General features: G+C 39.4%; 11 protein-coding genes. 6 read left to right on the top strand and 5 right to left on the bottom strand.

The genetic code is table 11. The features are described 5' to 3' along the window. Positions 1-97 precede the first annotated feature (97 nt). Positions 98-970, top strand: a complete 873-nt coding sequence (locus IGI41_RS03500; RefSeq protein WP_430611339.1) for a carbohydrate ABC transporter permease — start codon at positions 98-100, stop codon at positions 968-970. After that, the gene (locus IGI41_RS03495; RefSeq protein WP_229078534.1) at positions 960-1,814 is read left to right on the top strand and encodes a carbohydrate ABC transporter permease; all 855 of its coding nucleotides are present in this window, start codon (positions 960-962) and stop codon (positions 1,812-1,814) included. Before IGI41_RS03500 ends, IGI41_RS03495 begins: the two co-directional genes overlap by 11 nt. Before the next feature lie 92 nt (positions 1,815-1,906). On the opposite strand, the gene IGI41_RS03490 is transcribed toward IGI41_RS03495, so the two are convergent. Next, positions 1,907-2,848, bottom strand: coding sequence for a magnesium transporter CorA family protein (locus IGI41_RS03490; RefSeq protein ID WP_430611338.1), 942 nt, complete (start codon positions 2,846-2,848; stop codon positions 1,907-1,909). A 196-nt stretch (positions 2,849-3,044) separates the two neighbouring features. Here IGI41_RS03490 and IGI41_RS03485 point away from each other — a divergent pair, with 196 nt between their 5' ends. Then, a complete protein-coding gene (locus IGI41_RS03485; protein WP_430611337.1) occupies positions 3,045-3,872 on the top strand; it encodes a manganese catalase family protein in 828 nt (275 codons plus the stop codon). 170 nt (positions 3,873-4,042) lie between these two features. Beyond that, on the top strand, positions 4,043-4,882 hold the full coding sequence (locus IGI41_RS03480; protein WP_430611336.1) for an aldo/keto reductase: 840 nt from the start codon (positions 4,043-4,045) through the stop codon (positions 4,880-4,882). 58 nt (positions 4,883-4,940) lie between these two features. On the opposite strand, the gene IGI41_RS03475 is transcribed toward IGI41_RS03480, so the two are convergent. The 4 genes from IGI41_RS03475 to IGI41_RS03460 form a co-directional block, all read right to left on the bottom strand. Beyond that, the gene (locus tag IGI41_RS03475) at positions 4,941-8,036 is read right to left on the bottom strand and encodes an alpha-mannosidase (protein WP_430611335.1); all 3,096 of its coding nucleotides are present in this window, start codon (positions 8,034-8,036) and stop codon (positions 4,941-4,943) included. After that, positions 8,033-8,863 carry a carbohydrate ABC transporter permease gene (locus IGI41_RS03470; protein WP_430611334.1) on the bottom strand — a complete coding sequence of 277 codons (831 nt, stop codon included), beginning with the start codon at positions 8,861-8,863 and terminating at the stop codon, positions 8,033-8,035. Before IGI41_RS03470 ends, IGI41_RS03475 begins: the two co-directional genes overlap by 4 nt. 10 nt (positions 8,864-8,873) lie before the next feature. After that, on the bottom strand, positions 8,874-9,767 hold the full coding sequence (locus tag IGI41_RS03465) for a carbohydrate ABC transporter permease (RefSeq protein ID WP_430611333.1): 894 nt from the start codon (positions 9,765-9,767) through the stop codon (positions 8,874-8,876). A 92-nt stretch (positions 9,768-9,859) separates the two neighbouring features. Next, positions 9,860-11,230: an extracellular solute-binding protein gene (locus IGI41_RS03460; RefSeq protein ID WP_430611332.1), complete on the bottom strand. Its 1,371-nt coding sequence runs from the start codon at positions 11,228-11,230 to the stop codon at positions 9,860-9,862. A 264-nt stretch (positions 11,231-11,494) separates the two neighbouring features. Here IGI41_RS03460 and IGI41_RS03455 point away from each other — a divergent pair, with 264 nt between their 5' ends. Then, on the top strand, positions 11,495-13,636 hold the full coding sequence (locus IGI41_RS03455) for a helix-turn-helix transcriptional regulator (protein ID WP_430611331.1): 2,142 nt from the start codon (positions 11,495-11,497) through the stop codon (positions 13,634-13,636). Between the two features lie 140 nt (positions 13,637-13,776). After that, entirely contained in the window at positions 13,777-14,667 is an 891-nt protein-coding gene (ypfJ, locus tag IGI41_RS03450) for a KPN_02809 family neutral zinc metallopeptidase (protein ID WP_430611330.1), read from the top strand. The last annotated feature ends 16 nt before the right edge of the window (positions 14,668-14,683 follow it).

Below are 14,683 nucleotides of genomic sequence, written 5' to 3'. Positions count from 1 at the left end.
CTCGGCCGCGATCCATTCCTGTATATAGCGATGGCGGCGGAACTTATTGGGTTCTTTTCCATAAGATACATGAGTTGAAGTGTTGGAGGGAACTATCATGCAGACGTTACATAAACAGAAGTGGCCATTGCTATTTACTGGCGCAAGTATCATTTTATTCATCCTGTTCTTTTTGATTCCAGCTGTTCTAGGCTTGTATTACTCCTTAACTGACTATAAGGGATTCGCGGACGCCAATTTTATCGGTTTGGCAAACTATCAAGAATTATTCCGTGATGCAAGTTTTTATAAAGCATTGTTTCGGACATTTCGTTATGTCATCATTCTTGTACCTAGCATCTACGTCATCTCCTTAGCCATCGCGCTCTTGCTGAACAGCGAATTGGCCAAAGGTCGTTTTCTCGCAAAAATTATCTTCTTTCTTCCTTGGACGATCTCTGGGATCATCGCCGGGGTGATTTGGAAATGGTTGTTCGGTGAAAATTTCGGTTTTATCAACTTTTTATTAGAACAAGGCGGACAACAAACGATTCCATGGTTTACCGATTCAAACGCTGCTTTTTCCGTGATTGTTCTCGCCGCAATCTGGGGCGGAACAGCGTTCAATATGCTGCAATTTACAGCAGCCTTGAAAAATATCCCTCGCTCCTTGTATGAAGCAGCGGAGATTGACGGTGCGAGCTTTTGGAATAAGCTGCGCTTTATTACGATTCCTATGCTCAAACCAACCTCTTTCATGGTGATTTTGCTGGCATCGATTGGCGCGATGAAAGAATTTGCTTTGGTTCAGTCATTAACAAACGGCGGACCTGGGACCGATAATATGTTTATCGTACAATATATTTATACCACCGGTTTTGATAAGATGCGTGTGGGGTATGCCAGTGCCGCTTCCATGGTGCTTTTTGTCATTTTATTACTATTGGGCTTGGTCCAAATGAGATTAGGAGGTGGCAAGAATGATGTCTAAAAAACAAAATACCCTTAGACAAGCACCAGCGAAAAAGTCTGCGATGTTCTTCTTGACACTGGCATTGATCATTACCGCTCTTTTATACTTGTTCCCGCTCCTTTGGTTTTTACTTAGTGCCTTTAAACCAGGTACTGAGTTGTTTGCCTACCCATTAAAAGTGTTCCCAGAAAATCCAACGGTTCAAAATTTTATCGATGCTTGGACAACACTTGATTTCTTCCGTTATTTTAGCAATACCCTTATTTCAGCAGTAGTGACGACGGCTCTCACGATTTTAGCCAGTGCCGCTTGCGGTTATGCTTTTGCAAAATATGACGCCAAGTGGCTCAGTTTTTTCTTCATTTGCATTATCGCCACGACCATGCTGCCAACAGAAGTGATCATGAACCCTACATTCTCTGTTATTCGCGCCCTTGGTTTGTATGATAACTTATTAGGCATCATCATCCCATCGATCAATACGGCTACTGGTATCTTTATGTTCCGAACATTCTTTGTTTCTGTACCGAATGACTTGATCGAATCTGCCCGAATAGATGGTGCTTCAGATGGTATGATATTTTTGAAAATCATGTTGCCGATTGCCAGCCCAATTATCATGACACTAGGGATCTTTTCATTCCAGTGGCGCTGGAATGACTATATTTGGCCGTTGATCGTCTTGAACGATCCCAAAAAGTATACTTTACAAGTCGCGATTCGTAGCTTAGTGGGTGCCGAAAATATCAATTGGACCATTTTGATTGCTGCATCAGTTATTTCGATTTTGCCATTGCTCTTGGTATTTTTGGCCTTTCAACGGTGGATCCTTGATAGTAATTTAGACAGCGGGATAAAATAAGCATAAAAAAACGCCACAATCATTATGTAGCGACCCCCAAAAGTTAGACCAAAAATCTAACTTTTGGGGGTCGCTTCCTTGTGACGTTTTCTTTATTTAGAAAAATCTTTACGCGACAGAAAAATAGCAGTCAAAATCCCCACCAATATCGCCAAGCCGAAAACCAGAATTGTTCCAATCGTATTTTCTTTCCCTGGCAACCCTCCAGTATTGATTCCCCACAATCCGGCGATCAGTGATGGTACAGCGACAACAAGTGCCGCGGAATCCAAATACTTCATTAAATGGTTCAAATTATTGTCCATCATATCTGAGAATAACCCACCAATCGTTTCTAAGAGATCCCGATAAATGGTCACCATTTTATTGGCAAACTTCTGCCTCAATCTGATATCGTAAATCAAAGGTTCATTATCTAAACGCGTCAAAAATCCTTTGTGTTCCATCAAACGGTCAACGGTATGATTTTGATCGCGTAAGGTATGATCTAAATACACCATGTCGCGTTCTGTATCTGCAAGATTGAACAGCTCATTGTTCTCAGTCGTTTTGCGCGCTGCATTGTCCAGCTCATCGATCACCTTTTTGATATCTTTCAATCCATTGATAAAATGGGTATAGATCATCAACGTCGCATAAGCCATGATATCTTCAAAGTGTTTAATATCTGTTTCATGTTTTTCAATCAAGTGCGCAATCAGATTGGAGCGCTCAGAGACATATGTGATCAAAAGGTCTTTGGCATAAATAAACGTGATTGGTTCTAAGCGGTCTTCAATTCGTTCCTCCGTCACTTCTGACAAATCAATCAATGTGTACAGCAAAGGGTGATTCAATTTTGTATCGCGCAGATATTCCAAACGTGAAACCTCTTCTGGTTCATTTGATCCGATAAAAATATCTTCAGGCAATTGATACCGATCCAATAGTTCTCTTTGCTCATTAGGATCACTACCAGTGATCACGAGCCAATTGTAATCCTCTTCCGTGGACTCCGTCACTTTTTTTTCCTCAATTTTATAATATCGAAACATTTCTTCTCGCTCCTTTTTGATCAATCATCTCTTCTATATCAACTATCTTACGCTTCTTGTCTTTTGTCAAAATAAATGCATTTTCAATATCCTATGACAAAAAAACTGCAAAAAAAGAGCGTTTTAATAGACGATAAAATGAAATCGTGAGAAACTGAATTTGGGCCCAACAAATAATTTCAAGGAGGAAATGTGTATGTTTCGTCATCAAAAAGAACTACAGTTTGAAGCTAAACCCGATAAGCCAAATCCGTTAATTGCGAAATACCTTCAAGAATTGATTGGTGGACAGTATGGAGAAATGAGTGTAGCCATGCAGTATTTATTCCAAGGTTGGAGTTGTCGTGGTGAAGAAAAATATAAAGATATGCTGATGGATATCGCTACTGAAGAACTTGGTCACGTAGAAATGTTGGCTACGATGGTTGCTCGTTTATTAGACGATGCACCTGTCGAAGATCAGGAAGCCGCTATGAAAAAAGACCCAACCGTCGGTGCAATCATCTCGGGTATGAATCCACAACAGGCTATCGTTGCTGGTTTAGGTCCGCGTCCTGCAGATAGTATGGGCAATCCTTGGTCTGGCGGATACATCATTGCCAGCGGAAATTTACTGGCTGACTTCCGCGCAAACTTGAATGCTGAATCTCAAGGCCGCCTGCAAGTAGCACGAATTTATGAAATGATCGATGATCGTGGGGTCAAAGACTTATTGTCAGTTTTATTGGCTCGTGATAGTTATCACCAAAATCTTTGGGCAGCTGCTGTCAAAGATTTGGAAGAAAAAGAAGGCTCCATTCTGGTACCAAGCACGTTTGATCGCAAAAATGAACGTTTGGATATTGCTTATGATTTCTACAATCTTTCTGAAGGTGATCAAAGTAAAGATGGTCCATGGGCTTCTGGTAAAGCACTAGATGGAGAAGGTGAATACCAATGGCTGGATAAACCCAAAGTCGAAGGCAAAGCCCCTGAGTTGAAGCCAGTCACACCAAAAATGTACGGTACGCCACCCGTTAAATAGCGTTGAATAGAATAGGCAGAGTAAGAGGGATGGCCTCGATCAATCATTTGATCCAGTCATTTTCCTGTTCTTCTGCCTATTCTTTTTCTTCTTCGTTGAGCAAATTGATTTACATAAACAAAAAAAACATTGTAGAGTAGAAAATACAAATAAAAAGGAGGCGTTTCTTTATGAAAATACCATTGATTACGTTAAACAACGGTCATTTGCGCCCTGCGATCGGGATGGGGACTTACCAAATACGCGGCGGCGAAGGATTCAATCAACTCCAAGCAGCGATTGCCGATGGGTATCGCTTGTTCGATTCCTCTACCAATTATGATAACGAAGGGATCGTCGGCAAAGCGATTCGCCATTCTGGGATACCACGGTCAGAATTTTTTATTTCTTCAAAACTTCCAGGAAAATATCATGCGTATGACGAGGCTTTGACCAGCATCCAAGAGTCCCTTGCTCGGATGGGTCTTGATTATTTTGATGCTTTTTTGATCCATTGGCCTTTGCCTAAACGGGGCAAATATGTCGAAGCGTGGAAAGCCTTGGTCACAGCCCAAAAATTAGGCTTGATTCGTACGATCGGGGTCTCAAATTTCGAACCTGAACATTTAGATACGATCATTGAAGAAACTGGTGTGACCCCTGCATTGAATCAAATCGAGATTCACCCGTACTGGGTCCAAGAACGGATGGTTGCAGAAAATGAAAAACGCGGTGTCCAAACGGAAGCTTGGAGTCCATTAGGTCGCGGGAGTGCTGCGCTGAAAGAACCAGTCATTCAAACATTAGCTGAGAAATACCAAAAATCTACTGGACAAATCATTTTGAGATGGCATATTGATCGCGGTATTTTGCCTTTGCCAAAATCACGCAACTTGGCGCACCAACGAGAAAATCTGGCTATTTTTGATTTTTCATTGACACCAGATGAAGTAAAACAAATCAACGGATTGAACAAAGAAAACGGCCGCATCGAAGGTCAAGATCCAAATGAGTATGAAGAGTTTGAATAACTTTTGCTATCCTTAAATAATACGCGAAGCTGTAAAATCTACAGTTTCGCGTATTTCTTTATACATTTTTCAGATAAATAAGAAATGTTTTGATTTCATAAGGTTCTAGTAGGACTTCAATTTGATCGCTAGAACGAACATCTGTCAAAGGTTCTTCCATGAGGTTCGTCTCCGCCCAGACGCTATCAGGTAAATAAAATTTGATTTTTCTTGTCCCTCCTGTATGATCATGGAATCTAAATATATACCCATGGCCAGCTTCAGCTTCCTTCAGTGCATCGATCATGATGGAAGACTCGCAATCAATGCGAATCGGCAATAATTGAAGATCTGTTTGCTCAATAGCGGACATAGGCGCATTCAGTGCCCAAGCTTCCTCTGCTACTTTCCCATCAATTGGATCTCCCTCATGAGAAAAGAAGCTATAAGTAAATGCATGATGACCAATATCCGCAGTTGGATCAGGATAAATCGCTCCCTTTAATAAAGTTAAACGTATGACATTTTCTTTGATATCATACCCATATTTACAGTCGTTAAGGATGCTTGCACCCGCTCGCTTATCTGAAATATCTGCCCATTGATGGCCGACTGTTTCAAATTGGGCAAGCTGCCAACTCGTATTGTTATGCGTCGGGCGTTTCACGTTTCCATATTGAATATCATAAGTTGCTTCCGTCGTACGAATCGCCAATTCAAATTTGGTTTTCAACAAACGCTGTCTTTCATGCCAATCAACTGTTGTCACAAAATCAATTCGTTTGGTATGTTTATAGACCCTCATTTCTTGTTCAATATGCGATTGTCCTATGTCATAGACAAAGTTGATTGAAGCGAAAATACCATTATTTTCACCAATCTGACTACTTGAGGCAGTCAAAATGGTTTCTTTTTCTTGATAAAATAGATCGATATCCCAAGCATCATAGTTCAACGGTTTATCTTCGAAAATCTGTAAAATATTGCCTTCTCCTTTTAACATTTCTCTATCCAAATGTTTGTCAATAATACTCGTTATCCTTCCATCATCTTGCCAACGAATCTTAAGATGATCGGTTTCTAAAACGTTTTGACCCAAAACAGCTGTTTTCGTTTCATCCATCTCTTCTTCATCTGAAGTAGTCCTTAATTTTAGTTGCCCCATTTTCGATACTTTGGGTACATAAACCAAGTGCTCTTCTCCATTGAAAATTGATGGGAGCTGTTCGTTCTGCTCATTCATAAATTGCGTTTTAACAGCCAAAGGTATCTTGACCAACCCATCTCTATCCCATCCTTGTGTGTTATAGACAATAAACGTATCAGAATCCGTTTGCCTTAAGGAATTGAACAAATCATGTGTTGAAGTTGCCACTTGTTCAAATTCTTTTTTATGATCTTGATAGACTTCTTTGATTGAGGAACCAGGAATAATATCATGAAACTGATTTCTTAATACAGTCTCCCATATATTGAATAAAGTTTCCTTCGGGTAATCCATCCCAATTGTACTTATAGCACTTGCATATAAGATCTCTAGCTCCCTCAAAGCAAGTTCAGACTTTCGATTCATTTTTTTCACGTAGGCTTGCGATGTATACGTACCTCGGTGATACTCTAGATACAACTCTCCATCCCAATGGTAGACATAGTTTTTATTTTTCTTCACTGTTTCATGGAGTCTGTCGAAATACGCCGCCGCAGTACCTGTTTTTACTTGCGGCAACCCTGGAATAGCATCCAATCGGCGACGATTCTCGAGCATATCTCTTGTCACACCCCCGCCACCATCTCCATGTCCATAGGAAAGTAAAAATTCTTTGTTCAACCGTTTGTCTTGATAACCGTCATAGATTCCTTTTACAGTATAAGGCTCTAACGTGCCATTATACGTATAAAACCACTCTTCTGCCCACTCATCATTCTTGCCGTCGACTGGTGTTGTAATAAAATGTGTTAATACGTCTGTGCCATCGATTCCACGCCAATAAAACGTATCATGGGGCATGCGGTTAAATTGGTTCCAGCTTATTTTGGTTGTCATAAAAGTATCTATTCCCGATTTTTTTAAAATTTGAGGCAATGCCCAAGAATAGCCGAATACATCTGGCAACCATAAATAATGCACATCTTTATTAAACTCGTCTTTAATAAATTTTTTGCCATGAAGAATTTGTCGTGTCAGAGATTCTCCTGAAGGGATATTACAATCAGACTCAAGCCACATTGCACCGTCTACTTCCCAACGGCCTTCATTGATTCTTTCTTTGATTTTTTTATAGATTTCGGGGTAATCTGCTTTGATATACTTGTAGATTTGCGGTTGCGTTTGTAAGAAAATATACTCTGGATATTGTTCCATCAAACGCAGCACCGTAGAAAAACTTCTCGCCGCTTTCTCGGCAGTATGCTTTAGACGCCACAGCCAAGCTACATCGATATGGGTATGTCCAATGGCTGTTACCATAATGTCTGTAACCTTGGGGATCTTTTTCAGGGTTTCTTGTAATAAGCTGTTTGCTCGTTCAACACTCTGGTAAAAATCATGGGAAGCCGGTTGCTGCCAATCAATTAAAAGAAAAGCTTGATCCAATCCGTTCAGCAAATCATAGCGAACAGGGGTATTTTCGTCGAGAAGATCGATCGTTTGACTCACCATATCTGCTGTAAAAAACAAATCATCAGCATTGGCGTTCCTTTGTGCCAAATAGGCGCAGCGGAATAAATGATTTTGAATGACTTCTGGCCCGCCACCTTCAAGACCAGACCAAAGTTTCAAGTCTAAAGCAATGACTTTGCCCTTGTATGATTGGTCTAACAACACTTCTGTATGATTTGAATCCACCCCTTGATATGGTTCTCCATTGATAAAGAGTAAGGATTCAAAGCCAGAATTATATCCTCCACCTGTTCTTCCGAAATCGATGACAAGCCACAGATCATTTTTATCTGGCACTGCCAACTCATAGTGGGCCCAGATATAACGATCTCGACCCTGCCAATGATCACCGATCGATAAATGAAAGTCCCATTTCTTTGGCGGATATTTTTCTTTCTTTGTTACATCCTCAACAGCTTTCCATAAATCAAGATCTTGAAGTTTTATCAACCGATATTGTTTCAGCTCTGTCACTCGTTTGGCTAATTTTTTTGTTGTCAGCAGCATATTATTCATCCTTTTGTTGCACCTCCCATACTAAACCCTTTAGACATATAGGTTTGTGATAATGCATATAAGATGACTACAGGCAATGTATAGAGTACGGAAAATGCCGCCAATCTTCCGTAATTCACCATACCGAAGTTGCCAAAAAATTGAAAAATAGACACTGATGCAGGCATTTTTTCAGGTGACTGTATCAAAATATATGGAACGAAAAAGTTGCCCCAACTTCCTGTGAAAGTAAAAATACCAACAGTAAAAATACCAGGAACCATCAAAGGCGCTACAACTTTTCGTACGCCTTGCCAAGTTGAGGCACCGTCTACCCATGCTGACTCTTCTAAATCAAGCGGCACAGAGTCCATAAAATTTTTCATCATCCAAATACCGTAAGGCAAAGAAGAGGCTGTTAAGAAAAATGTCAAAGCAACCAATGAATCTTGAAATTTCAAAAAAATAAACAACTGATATACAGGAACGATCACCGCAGTCATAGGTAACGATGTCATAAATAGAACTGCCATAAGAAAACTTTTCTTATACCTTAGCTGATAACGAGATAAAGGGTAGGCAGCCAATACACAAAGAAGGACCACGAGAATCGACTGACTGCCTGACAACAGTAAGCCAATGCCAAAAGAACGCACGATGGACTGATCAGAAATAATTGACTTGAAATTATCAAGTGTCACTGTTTCCGGCAACTTTAACGTTTGTATAGCGCCTGGATCAACTGAGGCTACCAACATCCACAACAGCGGAAGCAAAAATAAAAGTGCCAATAACGAGAGCAATACATAATGTAATAATGTTTCGATTTTTTCACCACGCTTGACCATTTTTTTACACCTACACTTTCACTTTAAGCAATTTGATATAAATCATACTGGCAATCGCACCAATCAACAATAAGACTAAAGAAATTGCCGTGCCGTATCCTAACTGGTAACTAACAAATGCTTGCTTATACATGAAGACTGGAAGCGTTGCTGTTTGATTGCCTGGGCCACCGCCTGTCATCGTATATATCAACGTGAAAACACCGAGTGTTTGTAATGTCACCAGCATTAAATTCGTCGCAATCGTTCCTTTGACCATGGGAATCGTGATTCTTAAAATCACTTGCCAACGACTCGCTCCATCCATAACAGCAGCTTCTTCCACTTCTTTAGGAATATCGTCTAAAGCAGATTGAAATACCATCATTGAAAATGCTGTACCTCGCCAAATATTCGCGATGACCACACTGATCATGGGAAAAGTAAACAACCATGCAATAGGTTCAACGTTAAAGAGGCCCAACAACCAGTTAGCCGTACCACTATCACCTAGGAAAGCAACCCAGCAAAATGACACGACGACTTCGGGGGTCACCCATGCAGCAATGATGATCAAGCCAATCACCCTACGAAAAGCACGATTTTTTTCTCTCATCATAAAGGCAACTAAGAATCCTAAAAAACATTGACCGATAACAGCAGAAAAAATAACGAAAACAAGCGTTCTCACTACACTTACTTGAAAGTCAGGATCATTAAACATCCGAGTAAAATTCTCAAAGCCGATAAATCTTAACTGACTTGCTTCTACTCCTGTCAACGCTAGATTGGTAAAGGAAAATATAAATGTTAAAATCACTGGTCCAACAAAGAAAATCAGCAACAATACCCAACTGGGCATTAAGAAAAAAAGCGCCTTTTTATTGTTAGACATTTGTTTGTCTTTTTGCATCGTCTGTTCCATAAACTATGCTCCTTTTCTTTTAACAAACATAGAGAGCTAACTGGTGATTGCTTAGCTCAGTTTCGCTCTCTAAACATTTTTTTCTCTGACAATTACTCTATGGCATCTTCGCCAACTATTCTTGTCACATTCGCTGCATAATCTTTCGCTGCATCTTCTGGCGATTTACTTCCTGTCGCAACTGCCTCAACCATCGTTTGAATTTCAACGGACACATTTGGATATTTATCATCTGCAGGACGGAAGTGTGCATATTGCAAGAAAGTTGTTGCTTGTTCAATAAATGGCTGTTCTTTGTATTCCTTTATTTCTGCGGAATCATCCCGAACAGTCAAGTTTCCTTCCGCAACGGCTCGTGCAGCTTGTTGTTCCTTACCACCCAAAGCCTGCAACACTTTCCAAGAGGCTTCTTTATTCTGTGCTTTTTCAGGAATCGCCCAAGTCCAGCCTCCCGCCATTGTTGTGAATGGCGGTTCCCCACCATTTTGTGTCGGCATGGCAGCAAAACCAAAGCGTTCTGTCATATTCTCTACAGGTGTCGCCCCAGTTTCGGTCCAATTCCCAGCACTCCAAAATCCATCTAACAACATACCCACTTCATCATTAGGAAATTTATCTTGGAACATGACAGATCCATAATTGCTGTTGATTGCCACTGATAAAGACGGACCTAATTTTTTCTGATTATAGACATCATCAATAAAATGCAAAGAATCTAAAATGCCTTGTGTATTGACGTGCCATTTATTCGTTTCACTGCTATACAAAGTATCGTTTGTTCCATAAAGCAGCATTTCAAATGTCTGCATTGACACCGATTCGCCATTTGCCTTTGCTACGCCCATCCCAAATGGAATCACTGCGTCATCTGATGCTTTGATTGCTTCGGCAGCTTCGATGATTTCTGCCCATGTTGTTGGTTGCCATTCTTCTGGTAAACCTGCTTTTTTAAAGACGTTCTTGTTGTACCAGATCCCTCTGGAATCAGATGTACCAGGAATCGCATAGGTGCTGCCATCTTGAGCAATGACACCTGACTTTAAATTTTCAGTATAATTAGACCACTCATCCCAATCTGCAATATAATCATCTAAATTCGTTAAATAACCTGCATTCGCATCGGAGTTCAACATAAAAGAATCTTCTGCTACAACATCCGGCGCAGTACTTTCAGATTGCATAGAAAGTGCTACTTTAGAAAAGTAATCTCCCTCACTTGCAGTAATTGGCGATAAAACAATCTTAATATCAGTATTTTCTTTTTCAAACTCCGGGATGAAGGTATTGTTTAAATACTGCGTCATCTTGTCATTTTCCCCCGTATTACGCCAAGTGATCTTTACTTCAGTTTTCCCATCCGTGCCCTCGCTATTTGAAGGACTATTTGAATTTCCACAAGCCGACAATAAGATTGGTATTGCAAACAGTGAAATCATTGCACCTACTTTTCTACTCTTACCCATTTTGTTTCCTCCTCAGTTCCTATTTTTTATGAAATCCTTGCCCACCAATCAAGTAAGCGCTTTAAATATACACTGGATATTCCATCTTGATAATCATCAATATTTTGCTAAATGCACAAAATATATCATCTATCTTAACTTTTGTATATTGTATTAAAAAATGAAGATAATTTCGACTTTTCTCCATTCAGCAACAGATTGACTTTTTTATGATGGACTATATAATTGTTTGTAACCGCTACCAAAGGAAGTGAAGGAGGCCTTATGAAATCAAAAACCTATCGAAAAATATTTTTTACTTTTTTAACGATTATCGTTCTCTATACTTTTGCAATTATGGTTATTGTCATCAGAAACGAAATCAATCAACGTTCCATTGAACAGTCTGCGCAAAACAAATTAGATTTAGACAATAGTGCCTATAAAATAGATCAGCAACTTCACTTTGCTTTAAACTCGATGAAGCTCTTAGCAACTAAAGATAGCATTATTCAATTTTCTCAAAGTCCTGACACGAATTACGGACTATTCTCAACTATGTACGATGAAATCAGGAATAATTTTCTATTAATGAATCAAGCGGAGTATTCTGTAGGCATCATGAATCCTTCAAGTAATATTGTGGTCAGCTCAGATGGTTATTTCGTCTATCCTGACTTTTTTACGTTTCTAAATATAAAAACAGAATCCGGCGTCATTGCAGATCTATTATCCAATGCACAATTTACCTCTTCTGTCTTTGAAACGTTAGATCATCGTTTGATTTTTATCAATAAAGAACAAATAGAAAATCAAGAGCTCTATTTCTTTGCCTATTGGAAAAAGGATGAAATATTAAGTACAAATGACAATCATTTGATGATTCTAGATCAACAATACCTATCAACCAATGATTCTTCAACTTCATTGATTGATTTTTCCCACAATGATATCCAACAAGATATCAACGCCACTCGCACGACCTTAACCAAATCATCAGAAGTGTTGCCTTTTGTATCTTTTCAATTGCAAATGGACCAGAGAACTTCTATTCCTTTCTCTACTGTTTCTTCATTTCTTATTCCACTCCTACTATTGATTCTTGTAGGTTCGATTATGGTTGTCTTTTTAAGTCGGCGATTTTATCGCCCATACCTTTTGATTCTCAATGAAATCAAGAAAGGAACAACTGATACATATACAGTTGATGATATCAACCGTGCCTTACATCAAATGATTGAATCAACACATTCATTGACACATGTGGATACACCGATTCCAGATGAAGTCAAAGACCTTTTTTTGAAAAATTTGTTATTTGGCAAATATGATTATGAAACAAGCACAAAATTATTACACTCCTTCCATCTGCAAAAGATTGAGGAAGAACAAGGTGTCTTTGCTTTTTTCACTTTTTTTGGCGAGAAATCCGAAGAAATCAATTTAAAGAAAGAAGAAATCATTCAGATCAGGAAACAATTGATCAAAAAAATAAGTCCGACATTTTCGTATGATTTTATTAGTTTCACTGAAGAACAATTCGTACTGATTATTTATAAGGAACAAATAGTGAATATACTGAAAGAAGTGGAGCAACTAAAAGACGCGTTACAAATCAACCTAGACTTAAAAGTTACTTATCTTCTCTCTAAACCGTTCCATACACTGGAATCATTTATTGAGACGTTTCACGAAACTTGTCAATGGGTCGATTATTACAATACAGAGATAAAAGAGCATCCCACTTCGTTAGCTATTCGTACCGAACCAATCAAAATCAATTACAGTGTGGATGATGAACAGCTGTTGATTCATTCCATTAAGGTAGACGATTTCCCACGCGCCAAAGAAATCTTACAACAGATATTAGCAAAAAATGTTACGTTGACAACGACATTAGCGTATTTACAAGAATTCTCGATGGCGTATACTTTAACCCTCAAGCGAGTGGCAACAATCAAAGATATATCTTATCTAGATTTCTACAAAAAGAATCAGACATTGTTCACACATATAAAAAACGGTTATTCTGATCCAATGATCACAGAAAAAATGATGGCTCTTTTTGAACGCATGTTTAAAGAAATAAAAGAAAAAAATGATACAACTATCAGTAAGTCAGATGAAATCATTCAGTATATCAATAAATATTATTGCCAAGATCTAAGTTTGACGGACATCGCCGAACAATTCCATCTCACCGAGCCTTATGTAAGTAAATTAATCAAAGAATCTTTAGGCATGTCTTTTAAACCCTACTTAAACCAGTTACGTGTTGAAAAAGCGAAGCAGCTATTAACGACACAAACACTCACGATCCAAATCGTAGCTGAAAAAGTTGGATTCAAAAGTACAAATTCATTTATACGTGTCTTCAAACAATTCGAAGGTGTGACACCTGGTAATTATCGGTCTGCTTGTTTGTAAAAAAGTGTAACCATCATTTTTTTGGTTATCGCTTATGGTTCATAGTTGTTGTTGGTTTCTCATTGTCTAAGCCGCTTTTTTTCCAAACTCATGCTATATCTTCTATAATAAAGGTAAGCATACTTGAGGAGGAGATACGGATGAAATGGCGTGGGGGTAGACAAAGTAGCAATGTTGATGATCGAACGGGACGTTCATCAGGTTCGGGTGGGAAATTGGTTGCTGGTGGCGGGATCGGTACGGTCATCATTGCCGTGCTATTCTTTCTTTTTAGCGGCGGCGATATCAGCTCGTTGCCTGATGTTCTCGGCGGCAATCAAGCAGCCGGTTATCAAACAGAAAATGTATCCGCAAATGAATATACTGAAGAAAAAGAATTTTCAGCAGTCGTCTTTGGACACTTAGAAGATTATTGGCAAGAGGTGTTCCAAGAGCGGCAAGAATCCTATCAAGATCCAACACTGGTTTTGTTTACAGATAGTGTGCAATCTGCTTGCGGATATGCAACAGCACAAGTCGGTCCCTTTTATTGTCCAGCAGATGAACATGTTTATCTTGATTTGAGTTTTGCCAATGAACTGGCAAGTAAATATGGGGCTAGTGGTGATTTTGCAATGGCGTATGTGATTGCCCATGAGGTAGGTCATCATGTACAAAATGAATTGGGCATCACGCAGCAATTAGAGAAAATTCGCCAACAAGTTTCCCCTACCGAATATAATGAATACAGTGTCCGCCTTGAATTGCAAGCGGACTATCTGGCTGGCACATTTGCCAAATATTTGGCTGGTGAAACCTATCAGGGTCAGCCTATATTAGAAGCTGGGGATATCGAAGAAGCCATCACTGCAGCAAATGCGATTGGCGATGATACCCTTCAAAAAGAATACCAAGGGTATGTTGTGCCTGACAGCTTTACCCACGGTACATCTGCACAACGTGTTGCTTGGTTCAATCGCGGGTATCAGTATGGGGACCTTAGTCATGGCGATACTTTCAATGAAAGCAATTTAGATTTGACCAATCAATAAAAAACAACCAAATCAC

This window comes from Enterococcus sp. DIV0876 (assembly GCF_050529585.1).
GTDB lineage: Bacteria > Bacillota > Bacilli > Lactobacillales > Enterococcaceae > Enterococcus_D.
Note: the sequence above shows the minus strand (reverse complement) of the source record. Positions and strands in the feature narration are given on the sequence as shown.

Excerpts from the sequence above, each read along its gene's own strand:
- IGI41_RS03500 (WP_430611339.1), top strand. The coding sequence starts at position 98 with ATGCAGACGTTACATAAACAGAAGTGGCCATTGCTATTTACTGGCGCA.
- IGI41_RS03495 (WP_229078534.1), top strand. The coding sequence starts at position 960 with ATGATGTCTAAAAAACAAAATACCCTTAGACAAGCACCAGCGAAAAAG.
- IGI41_RS03490 (WP_430611338.1), bottom strand. The coding sequence starts at position 2,848 with ATGTTTCGATATTATAAAATTGAGGAAAAAAAAGTGACGGAGTCCACG.
- IGI41_RS03485 (WP_430611337.1), top strand. The coding sequence starts at position 3,045 with ATGTTTCGTCATCAAAAAGAACTACAGTTTGAAGCTAAACCCGATAAG.
- IGI41_RS03480 (WP_430611336.1), top strand. The coding sequence starts at position 4,043 with ATGAAAATACCATTGATTACGTTAAACAACGGTCATTTGCGCCCTGCG.
- IGI41_RS03475 (WP_430611335.1), bottom strand. The coding sequence starts at position 8,036 with ATGAATAATATGCTGCTGACAACAAAAAAATTAGCCAAACGAGTGACA.
- IGI41_RS03470 (WP_430611334.1), bottom strand. The coding sequence starts at position 8,863 with ATGGTCAAGCGTGGTGAAAAAATCGAAACATTATTACATTATGTATTG.
- IGI41_RS03465 (WP_430611333.1), bottom strand. The coding sequence starts at position 9,767 with ATGGAACAGACGATGCAAAAAGACAAACAAATGTCTAACAATAAAAAG.
- IGI41_RS03460 (WP_430611332.1), bottom strand. The coding sequence starts at position 11,230 with ATGGGTAAGAGTAGAAAAGTAGGTGCAATGATTTCACTGTTTGCAATA.
- IGI41_RS03455 (WP_430611331.1), top strand. The coding sequence starts at position 11,495 with ATGAAATCAAAAACCTATCGAAAAATATTTTTTACTTTTTTAACGATT.
- ypfJ (WP_430611330.1), top strand. The coding sequence starts at position 13,777 with ATGAAATGGCGTGGGGGTAGACAAAGTAGCAATGTTGATGATCGAACG.